Here is a 16333-nt window from a genome sequence, read left to right on the forward strand (position 1 = left end):
GCTCACCTGATCACTTCTCCGCGATCAGCGGGTCGAGCATCTTGTGCAGATCGGTGTCGTCCATCGGGCCCACGAAGCGGGCGGCGAGCTTGCCGTCCCGGTCGATGACGACGGTGGACGGGATGGACTGGAGCCGGAAGGTGCCCTTGGGGAAGCGCAGCAGGAGCTTCCCGGTCCGGTCGTAGAAGCTGGGGTACGGGGTCTGGTGGCTCTCTTCGAACTGCACGGCGTTGCTCTTGGAGTTGTCGCGGGTGTTGATGCCCACGAACTGCACACCCTTGTCCTTCGTGTCCTCGGCGACCTGCTTGAAGTACTTGGCTTCGAGCCGGCAGGGCGCGCACCAGGAGCCCCAGGCGTTGAGGACGATGATCTTGCCCTTGTAGTCGGCCAGATCGAGCTGTTCGCCGTCCACGGTCTCGCCGTCGAGCTCCGGTGCGTCGACGCGCTCGCCCTTGGGCGCGGTGGCGATTCCGCCGCTGGCCGTGACGAAGTTGGTGTCGCCGCCGCCGCTGGTCTTGGTGCCGGAGTCGCACGCGGTCAGCGTGACGGCGAGGGCGGCGGCCGCCAGGGGGGCGGCGAGCAGTGTGAAGCGGCGTCGGGGTGCGCGGCCATGGCTCATGTGAAAAGTTTCGCATGGCCGTTCCGGGGATCTTGGGCACCCCCCTCGGTGCCCGTAAAGCCCGTTGTCAGGCTCGTTTAAAGAAGGTGTTCCAGCCGCCCGCGGGTGCTTGGCCGACCTGGAGTGTACGGAGCTTGTCGAGGACCGCCGGGTCCTGGACGTCGAGCCAGTCGACGAACTGCCGGAAGGAGACGAGGCGCACATCCGGCTTTCCGGCGATCTGCTTGAGCGCTTCTTCGACGGCGTCCATATAGATGCCGCCGTTCCACTCCTCGAAGTGGTTTCCGATGTAGAAGGGCGCGCGGTTCGTCTCGTAGGCGCGCTTGAATCCGCCGAGGTAGGACTGTGTGGCCTGTTCGCGCCAGCCGGGATAGCGGGACGGCATTCCCTTGGTCGAGTTCTGCGACTGGTTGGCGAGGATGTTGTAGTCCATGGAGAGGACTTCGAAGGTGTGCCCGGGGAAGGGAATGCCCTGGAGCGGCAGGTCCCAGACGCCCTGGCGTTTGACGGGCCAGACCTGGGTGCCGCCGGGCGAGCTGGCGTCGTAGCGCCAGCCGAGCTTTTTGGCGGTGGGCAGCAGGTTGTCCTGGCCGAGGAGGCAGGGGGTGCGGCCGCCGACGAGTTCCTTTCGGTAATCGAAGGGGAGTGATTCCTCGTCGTCCCAGCCGGTGTTGGTGCGCCATTGGGTGACGAAGGAGATCGCCTGGTCGATTTCGCTCTGCCACTGGGCGGGGGTCCAGTTTCCGACCGATCCGGAGCCGGCGCAGAAGTGCCCGTTGAAGTGGGTGCCGATTTCGTGGCCGTCGAGCCATGCCCGCCGGACGTTCTTCAGCGTCGCCTTGAGGTGGGCGTCGGTGAGATAGCCGATGTCGGAGGCGCCGACGGGGTTGTTCGGCGGGCGGTAGAGCGTCTTCTTCGATTCCGGCAGGAGATAGAGGCCGGAGAGGAAGAAGGTCATCGACGCGTCGTGTTCCCGGGCGAGTTCGAGAAAGCGCGGGAAGAGTCCGTTGCCGACCTCGCCGGCCCCGTCCCAGGAAAAGATCACGAACTGCGGCGGCTTCTGGCCCGGTTCCAGGGGCACGGGGGCCTGCGGCTGCTTCGGCTGTTTTCCGGTGAAGGCGGTGGAACCGTCGCCGATGGCGCGGACGTCCTTCTTGTTTCCGGTGCCCTTCGAGGTTCCGCCGGCCGCCTTCTGGCCGGCGGCGCCCTTGTCGGGGCTCGGGCTTCCGTCTCCGGTGCCGGGGCCGGAGGAGTGGGTGGCGCCGCACCCCGCCATTCCGGCGGCGGCCGCGGCACCCAGCCCGGCTCCGATCAATCCCCTTCGGCTGATCTCACGCATGCGGCTTCCCATCTGCGGTCGTTTTGCCTTAAGTCCATACAAACTGGCAATCGCTTAGATGGGAGGAGGCACACGGAGGTTCCCCCGGATAGCACAAAATTCTTTACGAAACCAGCCCCAGACGTTTACCGAACAGAGGTACTAACTCCGGCCCGCAGGGCCGCTACGCGCCGAACCCCTTCGACGCGCCCTTGACCGGCTTCGCACCGGCCCGCAGGTGCGCCGGGACCAGGTCGCGGGCCGGCTCCGAGTAACCGACGGACACGATCTTGTCGCCCCGGTACGTGAAGCTGGTCAGCGAGGCGAGGGTGCACTGCCGCTTGCGCGGGTCGTGCCAGAGCCGCCGCCGCTCCACGAAGCTGCGGACGATCCAGATCGGCAGCTGGTGGCTGACGCAGACCGCCTCGTGCCCCCGGGCCGCGTCCCGCGCCGCGTCGAGCGCGCCCATCATGCGGACGACCTGCTCGATGTACGGCTCGCCCCAGGACGGGCGGAACGGGTTCGTCAGGTGCTTCCAGTTGTCCGGCTTGCGCAGCGCGCCGTCGCCGACGCCGAAGGTCTTGCCCTCGAAGACGTTGGCGGCCTCGATGAGCCGTTCGTCCGTGGCGAGGTCCAGGCCGTGCGCCTTGGCGATCGGGGTCGCGGTCTCCTGGGCGCGCTCCAGCGGGGAGGCGACGGCGTACGTGATGTCGCGCTTCTCCAGGTGCTCGGCGACCCGGTCCGCCATCTGCCGGCCCAGCTCGGAGAGGTGGTACCCGGGCCGGCGCCCGTACAGCACGCCCTCCGGGTTGTGCACCTCGCCGTGGCGCATCAGGTGGACCACGGTGATGTCGTCGGTGGTGGCGGGCTTCTCGCTCATGCGGTGGCCTCCGAGGCGGCGCGGGCGGCGGCGGGCAGGGCGGCGGCGATGCGCTCGACGGCCTGCGTGTCGTGGGCGGTGGACACGAACCACGACTCGAACGCGGACGGCGGGAGGTAGACACCCTGCGCCAGCATCGAGTGGAAGAACGGGGTGAAGCGGAAGGCTTCCTGCCGCTTGGCGTCCTCGTAGTCGCGGACGGGTCCGTCCGTGAAGAAGACGGAGAACATGTTGCTCGCCGCCTGCACGGTGTGCGCGACGCCCTCCTTGTCCAGGGCGGCGCTCACCAGACCCCGGATCTCGGCGGAGACCGCGTCCACCTTCGCGTACGCCGCGTCGTCGAGGAGCCGCAGCTGCGCGAGCCCGGCGGCGGTGGCGACCGGGTTCCCGGACAGCGTGCCCGCCTGGTAGACCGGGCCGGCCGGGGCCAGGTGCGCCATCACGTCGGCGCGCCCGCCGAACGCCGCGGCCGGGAAGCCGCCGCCCATGACCTTGCCGAAGGTCATCAGGTCCGGGCGGACCCCGTCGACGCCGTACCAGCCGGCCTTCGACGTACGGAATCCGGTCATCACCTCGTCGGAGATGTACAGCGCACCGTTGGCGGCGCACAGCTCCTTGAGCCCCGCGTTGAACCCGTCCAGCGGCGGGACGACGCCCATGTTGCCGGGCGACGCCTCGGTGATCACGCACGCGATCTCGCCGGGCCGCGCGGCGAACGCGGCGCGCACCGCGTCCAGGTCGTTGTACGGCAGCACGATCGTGTCGCCCGCCTGCGCGCCGGTGACCCCGGGGGTGTCCGGCAGCCCGAAGGTCGCGACGCCGGACCCGGCCGCGGCGAGCAGGGCGTCCACATGGCCGTGGTAGCAGCCGGCGAACTTCACGACCTTGGCCCGCCCGGTGAACCCGCGGGCCAGGCGGATCGCGGACATCGTCGCCTCGGTCCCCGACGACACCAGCCGCACCTGCTCGACCGGCTCGACGCGCGCGACGATCTCCTCGGCGAGCGCGACCTCGCCCTCGCCGGGCGTACCGAACGAGGTGCCGCGGGCGACGGCCTCCTGGACTGCGGCGATCACCTCGGGGTGGGAATGGCCGAGGATCATCGGCCCCCACGAGCACACGAGGTCGACGTACTCCCGCCCGTCGGCGTCGGTCAGGTACGGACCGGTACCGGACACCATGAACCGGGGCGTACCGCCCACGGCCCGGAAGGCACGGACGGGAGAGTTCACGCCGCCGGGCGTCACGAGGGACGCGCGGTCGAAAAGCGTCTGCGAAACTGGGGCGTCATAGGGAAAGCTCACACATGCCATGGTGTCAGAGCCACGGACGGTCTTTGCGGACAGGTGTTTCACCGCACGCCCGTGGGGGAGGTCACTGACACGATGATCGGGTTGCACGGCGGGGGCTGTGCCTCCTAGTGAGTAGTCGGGTGGATGAGATATGCATCGCGGTGGCGGAGTGGGCGAAGGGACCGACGGCCCGGGGCCCGAGCCTGCCCGGCGTGGCCGGCACCGGCGGCGCGAGACCGAGCACACACAGGGCATACAGGCCGGTGAGGCGCGGACAGGCGGCGGAGCCGGGAGCGGGAGTGGTGGCCGAGTGGGGGTGACCTACAAATATTTCGGTGCTCCCGACGGAGCCACCGCGGCACGCGTGCCCATCTCCATGCGCCCCGAGGAGCTCGGCGGCGACGAGCTCGGCATGGGCGGCATGTTCACCAAGATCAAGCCGGAGACGGTGGCCGCGATGGTCCTCACCGGCATACAGGGCATACCGCTGCACAAGGTCCCCCCGCTGGAACTGGTCGTGCTGCACCCCGACTACGCGGTGGTCAAGCTCCCCATGACCGTGGTCGACCCGCTGCGCGGCGTCGGCGAGGAGTCGGTGGGCGCCGCCGCCTTCATCTGGTCCACGGTCCCGGACCGCGGCGGCCCGAGCGACGCGTTCAACGTCTACCAGCTGCTCCACGAGTGGCAGGACTTCTCGCACCGGCTGCACGACGCGGGGCATCAGGCGTATTGCCTGGTCTGGCCCTGACGAAGGGTGTCCGGGCCGTACTGTTGCGCTGACGACAGTGCGGCGCCAGGGGGCCGGTGCTCCTTGGCCCAGGGGGAGGAGACCGCTCCGTCATGGGCGTATCACGGGCCTTGCTGATCGCGGCCCCTCAGCCGGACCTGGAATTCGTCCGGCAGGACCTGACCCGCGTCCGGGACGCCCTGACCGGGTCCGGTTACCCGGACGCGGCGATCACGGTCCTGGACCCGGAGCAGGCGACCGGCGACGGCATCACCCTGGCCCTCAACGCCTTCCTCGCCGAGTGCGGGGACGACGACTTCGCCCTCGTCTACTTCACCGGCCACGGGGTGCGCCGGGCCGACGCGGACTATCTGGTGCCCGTCAACGGGCATCCGGAGCTGCTGCGCAGCCTGATCAAGGTGGCGCCCAACGAGCTGCTGGACGCCTTGCGCTCCGCCGCCACCGTGATGCTCTGCCTCGATGCCTGCCGGGACGAGGCCGATCCGGACATCGGGACCCCGCCCCCACCCCAGGTGGCGCCCGAGCGCGGCAATGTCGTGCTGGTCCAGGCGTGCGTGGCGGGCGAGCGGGCCATGGGCACCGGGGACGGCAGCTTCATGGGCCGGGCACTGGCCGAGGCGCTGGCCCCGGACACCCCGTGGCGCACGGTCTCCGAGGTGCTCACCCAGGTGAAGCGCCGGACCGAGGAGATCGCCCGGGACAACGGGAGCCGGCACCCGGTGGAGGTGACCTGGCTGGGCAGTGCGCTGGGCGACGCGCCGGCCGGGCCCGCCCGGCGGGAGATCTGCGCCTCCGGCCGGGGCGCCGGCGGCTGGACCGCGGCCATGCACGATTCGCCGCTGTGGACCCGGGTCACCAGCGACGAGGTGGTGACCGGCCGGCTGAAGGACCGCCTCAGCCTCCTGATCGACCGGGTCCTGCTTATCCGGCACGACGCCGGCCGGGTGCGCAAGGCGGGCCCGGACCGCTGGGAGGACCCCCAGTTCCCCGAGCGCGTGCTCGTCCAGCTCGACCGGCTCGTCCCGGACGGCCCGGACGGTCGGCTGAGCCCCCTTGAGGTGGTCGTCCTGCTGGCCGCCCCGTTCGTCCGCGAGGCCGCCGTGGCGTGCAGCCGCCGGGCCCTGGCGGAGCTGTACCCGCCGGCCGGGCCGGGCGGGGACGAGGCGGGCGGGCCGGGCGCCGGGGACACGTACCGGGACCACCTCGGCCATGACATGGAGGACGTCCGGCGCGCCTACCGGCAGATCGACGCCAAGCGCCGGCGGCTGCACGCCGCCGGGGCGACCGACACGGCGGTGGCCGCCGAGCAGTGGCTGAGGCACCGGCTCCCCGCCGACTGGGACCAGCTCTGGTGCCCGCCGGAGGACGGGGGCGAGGTGATCGGCGCCCTGGCGAGCATGGCGGACGTCCTCGGGCTGGTGACGGACGCCGCCGCGTACGCCGCGTTCCTGGAGGTCACGTCGAAGCCCACCCGGCGCAACCGGCTGCGCGACGCGCTCCTCCAGGTGGTCTCCCAGATGCACACCCGGCCCGGGACGAAGGCCCCGGACGGCAGGGCCTGGCACAAGGAGCTGGCCGAGAGCCTGGCGCTCGCCGACACGACGACCTGGCGCCCCGCCCAGCTGGCCGGTCTGCTGCACATGGCCGAGCTGCTCGCGATCGACCCCCGGATGCTGGACGGGATCGTCGTGGACCACCTCGGCGACGGCGTGACCGACCCGGCGACGCTCGTGGCCGGCCTGGACGACGGCGGCTTCGCCCCGACCGGCGGCCACGACTGGGGCCTGGTCTTCGAGTGCCCCGGACCCGCGCTGCACGTGGCGCTCGACCGCCAGGCGCAGTCGGCGGCCGCCGCCGCGCAGGAACTCCGCGACGCCCACCGCGGGCATCCGCTCTACGCCCGGCTCCCCCGGCACATCGGCACCGGCGGCCTGGAGCCCCGGGACGAGAGCTACAAGTCCCCGCCGCCCCGCTTCCAGCTCGCGGAGGACGGCGTCAAGCCGCTCATCATGGGCACGCAGCTGTACGGCGACCACATGCTGGCCCTCCGCGAGCTGTACCAGAACGCGCTGGACGCCTGCCGCCGCCGGCACGCCCGCCAGAGCTACGCGGCCGCCGTCCCGCAGGAGAGCGGTCTGCGCGCCGGCACGCCCGTCAAGGAGCTTTCCGCGTACGAGATCACCTTCGTCCTCGGCCGCAGCGAGGACGGGCGGGTCTATCTGGACTGCGCGGACAACGGCATCGGCATGACCGAGGACGAGCTCGACAAGCTGTTCTCGCGGGCCGGCCGCCGCTTCGAGCAGTCGCCGCAGCATGTACGCGAACTGCGCCGCTGGCGCCGCAAGGGGGTGCGGCCGGAGCTGAACAGCCGCTTCGGCATCGGCGTCTTCAGCTACTTCATGCTCGCCGAGACGATCGAGGTGACCACCCGGCCCGCGAACGGGAGCGGATTCGGCAGCGGCGAGACGGGCCACCATGTGCATGTGACGTCGGACTCCGGCCTGATGCGCACGTCCCGGGACGGTTCCATGGAGGGGGCCGGCACCTGCGTCCGCCTGTATCTGCGGCCCGAGTTCGCCGAGTCGCCGCCCTCGGTCGTACGGATCATGCGGGAGCAGGTGTGGCACACACCGGTACGGCTGACCGTGGAGGACAACCTCACCACTCCGCACGACTCCGACAGCTGGGAGCCGGGCGTACTGAAGTCGATCAACCCCGTGGTACCCGCGAAGTCGTCCGAGGGCCCGTGGTGGGTCCAGGGCCGGGGCGCCCGGCTGGTGGACGGAATCTTCGTGGGGAACGACGAGAAACCGCACGGCTACGTGGTCAATCTGCGCCGCCGGCACGACCCGGAGCTCAGCGTCGACCGCAACCGGCTTCAGGGCTTCGCGGCCGAGTTGGTCCGGAAGGAACTGGCCGAGGCCGTTGACGCGCTGAAGCTCTGGGATCCCCTCCCGCTCGGCTGGCTGTGGCAACTCGTCAAGGACGACGCCCGCACCGGCGAGATCGTCGTGCGGCGTCTGCTGGCCGACGGGGCGCGGGTCACGTTGGACGAGTGGAACGCCAGGCCCGTGAGAGCCCCGGACAACGTCATACCCCTGGCCTCGCTCGGCTGTTTCCCCTCCGACGAGGAGAACTCCGATATCTCGCCCACCGATACCGCCGATTTGGCCTCCCGAACCTACTTCTACCGCTGGTGGCGGTCCCAGATCGTGGCCGCATCCGACCGGGGGCGCGGGCCCACGGCCGATCGCACCCGTATCGGCCACCCGCCCGGGTTCCCGGCCCCGGCGCCCCTCGACACCCTGTTGTTCCGTGAGATGCCAAGCGTCGACTGGAACCCCATGAGCGCGGCGCTCAAGGCGGCTGCGGACGGTGGTCACGATCTGCGGACCGTGGTACGCGCACTCCGGCGCTGGGCCGTCGCAGGGGTACCGGTCCCCGAAGTACCGAGCATCCCCGAGCTGGCCGGCCTCAAGACCAGCCGCCGGCTGGCCGAGGCGTACGAGCTGTACACGCACTCTTACAAACCGCCCGCGGAGAGTTTGACACCGCCGGCCTGCACCCCCCTTCTCCTCATCGCGGGTTACGCAGGCATCACACTCCAGGAAGCCGCCGAACTGGTCCGGCCGCTTCGCACACTCAACCCCGACATCCCCGAACCACCCGCGCTCGGGGACCTCGCCCGGCACATCCCCGACACACACGATTGCGTGGTTCTCAGCGCCGAGACGTTCTCGGAACTCGGTCCGCTCCCCGCAGCCGTAACAGCCAACGTCGCTGTCTGGTGGGCCAGGGCGCTGCACATGGAACCTGCCGCCGTGGTGGCCATCGCCCGGCGGTACGAGCGAATCGGCTTCAGGGTGAGCGAGGACGTGGGAGACCTCCGGTCCCTGGAAGACGATGACCTGACGATGGGTCTCTTCCCGAGCCGCGAGATGCCGCACGAATCGCCGGCGGGGTCACCCATCAGCATGCTGTCGGTCGTCCGGATGTCGGCCTTGCGCGGTGACCCGACCGTCGGAACCACGGTTCTTTCCGCCCAGGAGACCGCCGAGCGACTTTCCCTGCCTGCGGACGGCCTCTCGCCCGGCCCGCTCGCCTCGGTCACCGCTCCGTCGTGGTGGGCCGACCTCACGGCAGGGAACCGGTCGGCGGACACCCCGCTGAGCACCTGGACCGTGCTGCGCGCCCTGTGGGAGAAGCCGCAGCCCCCGTCGGTGGAGGACGACGTCGCAGCGGTCGCCGCTCTGGCCGCCGCGGGGCTGGTGAACACCGATGCCCCCGAAGCGGTGCGCCGGTGGTGGCTCACTCCGCCCCACGAGCGCCCGGCCGAGTTGTGCGAGGTCGGCAGATCGCTGCGGTTCCGTGACAGCACCTGGGATTTCTCGGTCTCCTGCGACCCCACGTCCAACCGCGTCGGTGCCCACTTCCTCGTGGTCCTGGCGGCTGACCACCGCGCCACAGTCGGTGACACAGCCGACAAAGTGCGCCAGGCGGCCGAGCCCTACGGCATCGGCGTCGTGCACGTGCCCGAAGAGGCGCGGTCCCTGAGGCCGCATCTGGGGACGCTCCGCGCGCTGTGCCCGCCCTGGACAGACATGTGGAAGGCCGAGCTCACCCGCCGGGACGTCGTCACCTACGCCCACGACTGCGGAATCGACCTGGCAACGGCGGTGTCCGAACTCCGCGCCTACGCGGTCCTCGGCGCCCCCGCGCTCCCCGCCGCCCAGGAACCACCGGACGGCCAGGAGCCGGACCAGGAACCGGACCCCACCGTCCGGGCCAGACTGGAGGAACTGTTCCGGTTCCACCCCCTGAGCCAGGGCGCCGTCACCCCCCTCACCCTCACCATCACCGCCGTACGCCTCGGCCTCGGCCTCAACGCCACCCACCGCGCCCTCGCCTCGTACCCGGAACTCGGGCTGTTCGCGGACCGCCTCGCGCCCGGGAACCCCGCCCCGGACGACGACCACGCCCCCGACTGCCTGGACGTCGTCCTGCTCACCCGGCACCTCACCGGCAGCGAACCGGCCCTCGTCGGAGACGTCACGCACGAGCACATCGAGCTGGCCGCCGAGGAGACCGAGCTGGACGTCCCCGAGGTCCGCCGCCGGCTGGCCCACTACGCGCCGTGGTTCGGCCTCCGCGTACCCGCCGAACAGGCGCCCCGTACCGAGGGCGCGGAGAAGGAGTCCGCATGACGCCGCATCAGGAAGTGCCGTACCGCGAGCAGCAGGTCGCACCGCCCACCGATCTGAGGGAGGGCGTCAGCGAAGAGGTGGGCGAGACCGAGTTCACCGCCACCTGTCCGGTCTGCCACGGCGCGAACGTGATGGCGCTGCCCCGGCTCTCGCCCGGTGCCGTGCCCAAGGGCCGGCCCTGGAAGCGGAACGGCGGTTCCGCCGCGCCGGCCGCCGAGTCGCACCGTATGCACTGCGAATGCCGGTACACACACCCCCACGACCCCCTGGAACGGGAGGGCTGCGGCGCGTGGTGGAAGGTCGTTCCGGCACCGGCCGCGGCGCGGGGCGCCCGATGACCGGCCTGCCCCGGCTGTCCGCCCGGGTACTCCGCCTCCAGGCCCGCGAGCGCCTGTACGACATGGTCCAGGCGCAGCTGGCCATCGCCCGCCAGCAGGCCGAGGGCTGGCGCAACTTCCTCGCCACCGCGACCGCGCTGCTGGCGGCCGTCCTGGTGCTGAAGGGGCGCGAGAACGTCGCCGAGCTGGAACCCGGCTACCGGTGGAGCGTCGTGGCCGCCATCGCGGTCGGCCTGCTGGCCCTGCTGTCGTCGGCCTTCGCCGCGGCCTCGGCCGCGCACGGGCGGCCGAAGGACGCGCTGGCGTACGCGGACGAGACGGCGCTCATCCGTTGGGAGAAGAGGGAGTGCGCGCGCATCGCCGTGCTGGTCAACCGCGCGCGCTGGCTCGCCGTCGCCGGGGTGCTGGCCACCGCGGCCGGGGTGCTGGCGACCTGGGTGGCGCCCGCGAGCGGGCAGGACGCCACGACGGTCACCGTCCACACCCGCGAAGGAACGGTCTGCGGTGAACTGGTGTCCCTCGGCCCCTCCGGCGTCACCGTCCGCGTCAAGGCGCCCGCCGCCGCGTCGGGCGACGGCCCCAAGGACACCCTGCGCACCCTCACCTGGGGCACGCGGGCCCTGAGCGCTGCACCCGCGTCCGGCTGCTGACGGCGCGTCGCGCACTGGCGCCCCCACCTGCGGTCATGTGCTCGACGGACAGATTTAGGCAGGCCCGATCCGGCCATTCAATGGCCGAAGAGTGATCTTCAGCCGACCCGTCCGCCCTGCCGATGCAGGAGGCACCGCCCTCCCGAAGGAGGCTGCCATGGGCGACACACTCCTGACCCTGTCCATCCCCGCGCTGCTCCTCGCCAGCGGCCTCTACACGGCCGCGAGCACCTGGTGGCGGCGCAGGCATCCCGCGCCGCCGTCCCCGTACACCCAGCAGGCCGCCCGGCTGACCGAGAGCCGGGACCGGGACCGGGCCTAGGATGCCGCGGACCGGTCTCGGCGAGACCCCGCTGTCAGTGCCGCGTCCTACAGTGCGGTCATGGCCGATGTGAAGCGCCCCGCAGCCTCGCCCGTACGGATCGAGCCCTGGTCGGACGACGACCTGGACCTGCTCCGCCGCGCCAACGCGCCGGAGCTGATGGCCCATCTGGGCGGGCCCGAGACGGAGTCGCAGCTCATAGCGCGCCATGCCCGTTACGTGGCGCTCAGCGCCGACCGGACGGGCCGGGGCCGGATGTTCCGCGTCGCCCTGGCCGGTGAGGCGGAGGCCGTGGGCACCATCGGCTTCTGGGAACGGCCCTGGCGGGACCAGGAGGTGTACGAGACGGGCTGGACGGTCCTGCCGGAGTTCCAGGGCCGGGGCATCGCGTCGGCCGCGACGCTCGCGGTGGCCGACGCGGCGCGCGCCGAGCACAAGCACCGCTATCTGCACGCCTACCCGTCCGTGGCGAACGGCCCGTCGAACGGCGTCTGCCGCAAGGCCGGCTTCACCCTGCTCGGCGAGTGCGAGATCGAGTACCCGCCCGGCCACCCACTCCTCACCCACGACTGGCGGCTGGACCTGCACCCGGACGCCTGACGCCGGGGCGGTCTTAAGCGTTTGACGGGTGCTGCCGCCTCCTGGATATTTACCTGCGTCACGCAACCTATGCGTGACGCACTCACCTGAGGAGACCCATGCTCACGCTCGTCACCGGATGCCGCGGCCGCGTCGGCGCCGCGCTCACCGCCCTGCTGCACCAGGGCGGCCACCCCGTCCGCGCCGCCTCGCGCAACGCCGCCGAGCTGACCCCGCCACCCGGCGTCCCCGCCGTGACCTGCGACCTCGGCGACCCCGGCACGTTCCCCGCCGCCCTGGAGGGCGTCGACTCCGTCTTCCTGTACGCGGAACCGGCGCACATCGACGCCTTCCTCACCGCCGCCCGGGCCGCCGGAGTACGCCACATCGTGCTGCTGTCCTCCAGCTCGGTCCTGGTCCCCGACCCGGCGGCCAACCCGATCGCCGCCGCACACCACGCGGTGGAGCGGGCGCTGCTCGCCTCCCCGCTCACCGCGACCCTGCTGCGCCCCGGCGCCTTCGCCACCAACGCCTATGGCTGGTCGGGGGCCTTCCGCGCCGGGCGCCCCGTCGACCTGCCGTTCCCCCGCAGCGAGGGCAGCCCGATCCACGAGACGGACATCGCCGAGGCCGCCCTCGCCGCGCTCACCGACCCGGCCCGCCAGGGCGCCGCCCACCACCTCACTGGACCCGCGTCCCTCAGCGCCGCCGAGCAGGTCCGCGTCCTGGCCGACGCCGCCGGCGTCCCGGCCGCCGTCAACGAGGTGACGCCGGCCGCCTGGAAGGAGTCCATGGCGTCCTTCATGCCCGCCGAGGTCGCCGACGGGCTGCTCGGCTACTGGGCGGCCACCGACGGCAGCCCCGCCGAGGTGGCCGACGGGGTGGAGCGGCTGACCGGCCGCCCGGCCCGCACCTTCGCCGCCTGGGCCGCCGAGCACGCCGCCGCCTTCCGCCCCTGAATCCGCAGGCGGCGGGCCCGCCTCCCGCATCCCGGCCGCCGGCGAGCCGGTCGAGGTCCGCCCCGGCGCTCGCCCCGTGGACCCGGCGCCCCGTCAGGCGTCGCCCTCCCGCAGCCGCGCGATCTGCGTCGTACTCAGCTCCACCGTCCGCCGCATGTGGCCGAGCAGCAGGGCCACCTCGTCATCGTCGTACGCGTCGAACAGCGCGTCCCAGCCGCCGTTCAGCCGCTTCCACACCGCGCCGAACTCCGCCATGCGCTCGGGCACCGTCGCCACGAGCACCCGCCGCCGGTCCGCGGTGTCCCGCGCCCGGGTCACGTAACCCGCCCGCACGAGGCGGTCCACCAGCCGGGTCGCCGACCCGGTGGTGAGCCCGGTCAGCTCGGCGACGCGCCCCGTGGTGACGGGCGCCGCCTCCAGACCGAGCAGGTTCAGGCACTGGAGGTCGGTCGGGTGCAGTCCCAGCCGGTCGGCGACAGCCTGGTTGAACAGCGCGTACGCGGCCATGTAGCGCCGCGACACGACGGACATCTCGGCCAGCAGGGCGCTGCGACGGGGGGACGGCTTCGGCGGCATGCGGAGAGTGTACGAATCCGGCGGGGGCGGCTCAGAACACGTACGCGTCCCCGGTCGCCAGGGCCAGCACCTCGTGCTCGTTGTTGCCGGCGTCCCGGTCCGTCGTCCCGCCGTTGTACGCGGTGCCGACCCGGACGACGACCTCGTCGGGCCGCCCGGCCAGCCGGAGGCCGAGCGCGATCCGCCGCTGGTGGCGGCCGTCGGCGCGCAGGGGCCCCGTCCGGCACAGCACGGTCTGCGGGTCCGCCCGGAGACAGTCGCCGGGCAGCTCCTGCCGGCCGGCCAGCGGCACGGAGACCCGCAGCCGCACGGTCGCGTCGGCCACGTCCGAGGGCCCCCGGTTCTGGCTGTGCAGCCGGATCGTGAGCAGGTCGCCCCGGAGCACGACGTGCCCGTGGTGCGACACATCCGCCTCCGGCTCGATACCCCGGACCACGGGCGCGCCGTGCGCCGAGGCCGTACCACCCGCGAGCGGCACCGCGGCCGCCACCATCGCCGCCGCAGCGGACACCCCCAGCAGAGCCCTGCGCGTCAGAAACATGAACCGAAGATACCGATTACCCCGAATTGCACATATTTACCGACCGGTTCGGCGCGTCTCGCGGCGCGCCGCCCATGACACCCTGCTCCCATGTCCGTGCTCCGCTCCATCGCCCTGTTCGTCCTGGCCGCGCTCTTCGAGATCGGCGGCGCCTGGCTCGTCTGGCAGGGCGTACGCGAGCACCGGGGGTGGGCCTGGATCGGCGCGGGGATCATCGCGCTGGGCACATACGGCTTCGTGGCGACGCTTCAGCCGGACGGCGAGTTCGGGCGGGTGCTCGCGGCGTACGGCGGGGTGTTCGTGGTGGGCTCGATCGCCTGGGGCATGGCCGCCGACGGCTACCGGCCGGACCGCTGGGACGTCACCGGCGCGCTGATCTGCCTGGCCGGGATGGCCGTGATCATGTACGCCCCCCGCAACCACTGACGCCGGTCCGACCTGCCTATCCTGGCCCCGTCCGACCGTACCGTTCAGCCGTCCGAGGAGAGCCCGACCATGGCCGCAACCCCCATCGCCGTCGTCACCGGAGCGAGCAGCGGCATCGGCGCCGCGACCGCCCGGCAGCTGGCGGCCTCCGGCTACCGCGTCGTGCTCACCGCCCGCCGCAAGGACCGCATCGAGGCCCTGGCCGCCGAGCTCACCGAGGCCGGCCACCAGGCGACGGCCTATGCGCTGGACGTCACCGACCGCGCGGCGGTGGACGAGTTCGCCACCGCGTTCCGCAGCCTGGCCGTCCTCGTCAACAACGCGGGCGGCGCGCTCGGGGCCGACCCGGTCGCCACGGGTGACCCGCAGGACTGGCGGCAGATGTACGAGACGAACGTCATCGGCACGCTCAACGTGACCCAGGCCCTGCTCCCCGCCCTCACCGCGAGCGGCGACGGCACGGTGGTCATCCTCTCCTCGACGGCCGGCCTCTCCACCTACGAGGGCGGCGGCGGTTACGTGGCCGCCAAGCACGGCGAACACGTCCTGGCCGAGACCCTGCGCCTGGAAATCGTCGGCACCCCGGTCCGCGTCATCGAGATCGCCCCCGGCATGGTCAGGACCGAGGAGTTCGCCACCACCCGCTTCCGCGGCGACACGGACAAGGCCGCCAAGGTCTACGCGGGCGTCGAGGCCCCCCTCACCGCCGACGACGTGGCCGACACGATCAACTGGGCGGTCACCCGCCCCAGCCACGTCAACATCGACCTCCTGGTGGTCCGCCCCCGAGCCCAGGCATCCAACTCGAAGGTGCACCGCACCAGCTGACCTCTCCGAGGTCCGTCACCCGTCCGAGGGAAAGCTCCCCCGATCGCCGGAAACAGCGCAGGTCACCGGCGTACGGTCGGTCACAACTTCATACAGAACGGCTCTCGGCCCGGATTGCAGCCCGGCCGAGAGCCTGACCACCAAGGAAGTGGAGCTTCCCGTGGCCGAGCACGACCCTAACGCCCTCGCGCTTTTCGACGCAGACCTTCTGGCGCCCCGCACAGGCGGGTTCATGGATCTCACCGATCCCGATTACAGCTACATGTTCGGCTTCATCCAGGCCGACGGCCACCTCGCTGCCGGAACCGGCAGAAAAGGCCGCCTCACCGTCGAACTCAATGTGCGGGACATCGCCATCCTGCGCGAGTTCCAGCAGCTCACCCCGTACAGCTCCAGCATCAAGGAGCGGGTACGAGCCACCAACTTCTCCGCCCGCCACCATTCGGCGACCTGGAGCCTCTGCTCCCTCGAAGCACGGACCGTGCTCAACGAACTGGGCCTTCCCTATGGCCCCAAGTCGCGGCGCATCAAGCCGCCTCGCGTCGACTTCTCCTCCCGCGACTACCTTCGGGGCGTGATCGACGCCGACGGTTCGCTGGGCTACACCGGCCAGGGCTTCCCGTTCGTGTCACTCACCACGGCCAGCACGGCCGTGGGCGCGTACCTCTGCTTCTACGCGAAGAAGGTCACCGGCACCCGGCGCTCGATCGCGCGCAACAGCCGGGACGGCGTCTACAACATCCTCTACACGATGGAGGCCGCCGTGACGCTGGCCGAGCACTTCTACTATCCGGGATGCCTCGCGCTACCTCGTAAACAGGCGTCTGCCACGTCTCTCTCCGGCTGGCAGCGCCCGTCAGAACTCAAGCCCCGCGCGAAAAACCGGCGCTGGAGGCCCTGGGAGGACGAACTGCTCCTGCGATCGGGAGACGTGGCGGCCGCAGCGGTGGAACTCGACCGCACCAAGGCAAGCTGTTCGGTCCGGCTGTGGCGGCTGAGATCGGGGCAGATCCAGGGCTGAACCGGTGAGCGAAGGCGGGCGGGCCCGGGCCC

At 71.7% G+C, this 16333-nt stretch carries 16 protein-coding genes; 10 read left to right on the forward strand and 6 right to left on the reverse strand.

Annotation, left to right across the window (positions count from 1 at the left end; translation table 11 throughout):
- Window positions 1–10 precede the first annotated feature (10 nt).
- From OG338_RS12265 to hemL, 4 genes are all read right to left on the reverse strand, one after another.
- Window positions 11–619 (reverse strand): TlpA family protein disulfide reductase, encoded by a 609-nt coding sequence (locus tag OG338_RS12265; protein WP_405937369.1) that lies wholly within the window; start codon window positions 617–619, stop codon window positions 11–13.
- A gap of 67 nt (window positions 620–686) precedes the next feature.
- Complete coding sequence (locus OG338_RS12270) at window positions 687–1958, reverse strand: hypothetical protein (protein WP_405937370.1); 1272 nt, start codon at window positions 1956–1958, stop codon at window positions 687–689.
- A gap of 163 nt (window positions 1959–2121) precedes the next feature.
- Complete coding sequence (locus OG338_RS12275; protein ID WP_405937371.1) at window positions 2122–2817, reverse strand: histidine phosphatase family protein; 696 nt, start codon at window positions 2815–2817, stop codon at window positions 2122–2124.
- Entirely contained in the window at window positions 2814–4130 is a 1317-nt protein-coding gene (hemL, locus tag OG338_RS12280; RefSeq protein WP_405937372.1) for a glutamate-1-semialdehyde 2,1-aminomutase, read from the reverse strand. Before hemL ends, OG338_RS12275 begins: the two co-directional genes overlap by 4 nt.
- A 130-nt stretch (window positions 4131–4260) precedes the next feature.
- Here hemL and OG338_RS12285 point away from each other — a divergent pair, with 130 nt between their 5' ends.
- The 7 genes from OG338_RS12285 to OG338_RS12315 all read left to right on the forward strand — a co-directional run bounded on the left by OG338_RS12285 (window position 4261) and on the right by OG338_RS12315 (window position 12909).
- Window positions 4261–4857, forward strand: a complete 597-nt coding sequence (locus OG338_RS12285) for a hypothetical protein (RefSeq protein WP_405937373.1) — start codon at window positions 4261–4263, stop codon at window positions 4855–4857.
- Between the two features lie 92 nt (window positions 4858–4949).
- A complete protein-coding gene (locus tag OG338_RS12290; RefSeq protein WP_405937374.1) occupies window positions 4950–10061 on the forward strand; it encodes a caspase family protein in 5112 nt (1703 codons plus the stop codon).
- A complete protein-coding gene (locus OG338_RS12295) occupies window positions 10058–10399 on the forward strand; it encodes a hypothetical protein (RefSeq protein ID WP_405937375.1) in 342 nt (113 codons plus the stop codon). Before OG338_RS12290 ends, OG338_RS12295 begins: the two co-directional genes overlap by 4 nt.
- Window positions 10396–11049 (forward strand): hypothetical protein, encoded by a 654-nt coding sequence (locus OG338_RS12300; protein ID WP_405937376.1) that lies wholly within the window; start codon window positions 10396–10398, stop codon window positions 11047–11049. The genes OG338_RS12295 and OG338_RS12300 overlap by 4 nt, the downstream gene beginning before the upstream one ends.
- Before the next feature lie 157 nt (window positions 11050–11206).
- Window positions 11207–11371, forward strand: a complete 165-nt coding sequence (locus tag OG338_RS12305; RefSeq protein ID WP_405937377.1) for a hypothetical protein — start codon at window positions 11207–11209, stop codon at window positions 11369–11371.
- A gap of 60 nt (window positions 11372–11431) precedes the next feature.
- On the forward strand, window positions 11432–11971 hold the full coding sequence (locus OG338_RS12310; protein ID WP_405937378.1) for a GNAT family N-acetyltransferase: 540 nt from the start codon (window positions 11432–11434) through the stop codon (window positions 11969–11971).
- A gap of 98 nt (window positions 11972–12069) precedes the next feature.
- A complete protein-coding gene (locus OG338_RS12315; RefSeq protein ID WP_405937379.1) occupies window positions 12070–12909 on the forward strand; it encodes an NAD(P)H-binding protein in 840 nt (279 codons plus the stop codon).
- A 93-nt stretch (window positions 12910–13002) separates the two neighbouring features.
- Here OG338_RS12315 and OG338_RS12320 read toward each other — a convergent pair whose 3' ends face one another.
- Window positions 13003–13485 (reverse strand): MarR family winged helix-turn-helix transcriptional regulator, encoded by a 483-nt coding sequence (locus tag OG338_RS12320; protein ID WP_405937380.1) that lies wholly within the window; start codon window positions 13483–13485, stop codon window positions 13003–13005.
- A gap of 31 nt (window positions 13486–13516) precedes the next feature.
- Complete coding sequence (locus OG338_RS12325) at window positions 13517–14026, reverse strand: hypothetical protein (RefSeq protein ID WP_405937381.1); 510 nt, start codon at window positions 14024–14026, stop codon at window positions 13517–13519.
- Window positions 14027–14116: 90 nt separating this feature from the next.
- Between OG338_RS12325 and OG338_RS12330 the strand changes: the two genes are divergently transcribed.
- The 3 genes from OG338_RS12330 (at window position 14117) to OG338_RS12340 (ending at window position 16301) form a co-directional block, all read left to right on the forward strand.
- On the forward strand, window positions 14117–14452 hold the full coding sequence (locus tag OG338_RS12330; RefSeq protein WP_405937382.1) for a YnfA family protein: 336 nt from the start codon (window positions 14117–14119) through the stop codon (window positions 14450–14452).
- 69 nt (window positions 14453–14521) lie between these two features.
- Window positions 14522–15280, forward strand: coding sequence for an SDR family NAD(P)-dependent oxidoreductase (locus OG338_RS12335; protein WP_405937383.1), 759 nt, complete (start codon window positions 14522–14524; stop codon window positions 15278–15280).
- Between the two features lie 160 nt (window positions 15281–15440).
- A complete protein-coding gene (locus OG338_RS12340; protein ID WP_405937384.1) occupies window positions 15441–16301 on the forward strand; it encodes a hypothetical protein in 861 nt (286 codons plus the stop codon).
- The last annotated feature ends 32 nt before the right edge of the window (window positions 16302–16333 follow it).

Origin of the sequence: Streptomyces sp. NBC_00726 (assembly GCF_045161735.1) — a bacterium.
Classification (GTDB): domain Bacteria; phylum Actinomycetota; class Actinomycetes; order Streptomycetales; family Streptomycetaceae; genus Streptomyces.

Coding starts and splice junctions, on each gene's coding strand:
- OG338_RS12265 (WP_405937369.1), bottom strand. CDS start 619: ATGAGCCATGGCCGCGCACCCCGACGCCGCTTCACACTGCTCGCCGCC.
- OG338_RS12270 (WP_405937370.1), bottom strand. CDS start 1,958: ATGCGTGAGATCAGCCGAAGGGGATTGATCGGAGCCGGGCTGGGTGCC.
- OG338_RS12275 (WP_405937371.1), bottom strand. CDS start 2,817: ATGAGCGAGAAGCCCGCCACCACCGACGACATCACCGTGGTCCACCTG.
- hemL (WP_405937372.1), bottom strand. CDS start 4,130: ATGGCATGTGTGAGCTTTCCCTATGACGCCCCAGTTTCGCAGACGCTT.
- OG338_RS12285 (WP_405937373.1), top strand. CDS start 4,261: ATGCATCGCGGTGGCGGAGTGGGCGAAGGGACCGACGGCCCGGGGCCC.
- OG338_RS12290 (WP_405937374.1), top strand. CDS start 4,950: ATGGGCGTATCACGGGCCTTGCTGATCGCGGCCCCTCAGCCGGACCTG.
- OG338_RS12295 (WP_405937375.1), top strand. CDS start 10,058: ATGACGCCGCATCAGGAAGTGCCGTACCGCGAGCAGCAGGTCGCACCG.
- OG338_RS12300 (WP_405937376.1), top strand. CDS start 10,396: ATGACCGGCCTGCCCCGGCTGTCCGCCCGGGTACTCCGCCTCCAGGCC.
- OG338_RS12305 (WP_405937377.1), top strand. CDS start 11,207: ATGGGCGACACACTCCTGACCCTGTCCATCCCCGCGCTGCTCCTCGCC.
- OG338_RS12310 (WP_405937378.1), top strand. CDS start 11,432: ATGGCCGATGTGAAGCGCCCCGCAGCCTCGCCCGTACGGATCGAGCCC.
- OG338_RS12315 (WP_405937379.1), top strand. CDS start 12,070: ATGCTCACGCTCGTCACCGGATGCCGCGGCCGCGTCGGCGCCGCGCTC.
- OG338_RS12320 (WP_405937380.1), bottom strand. CDS start 13,485: ATGCCGCCGAAGCCGTCCCCCCGTCGCAGCGCCCTGCTGGCCGAGATG.
- OG338_RS12325 (WP_405937381.1), bottom strand. CDS start 14,026: ATGTTTCTGACGCGCAGGGCTCTGCTGGGGGTGTCCGCTGCGGCGGCG.
- OG338_RS12330 (WP_405937382.1), top strand. CDS start 14,117: ATGTCCGTGCTCCGCTCCATCGCCCTGTTCGTCCTGGCCGCGCTCTTC.
- OG338_RS12335 (WP_405937383.1), top strand. CDS start 14,522: ATGGCCGCAACCCCCATCGCCGTCGTCACCGGAGCGAGCAGCGGCATC.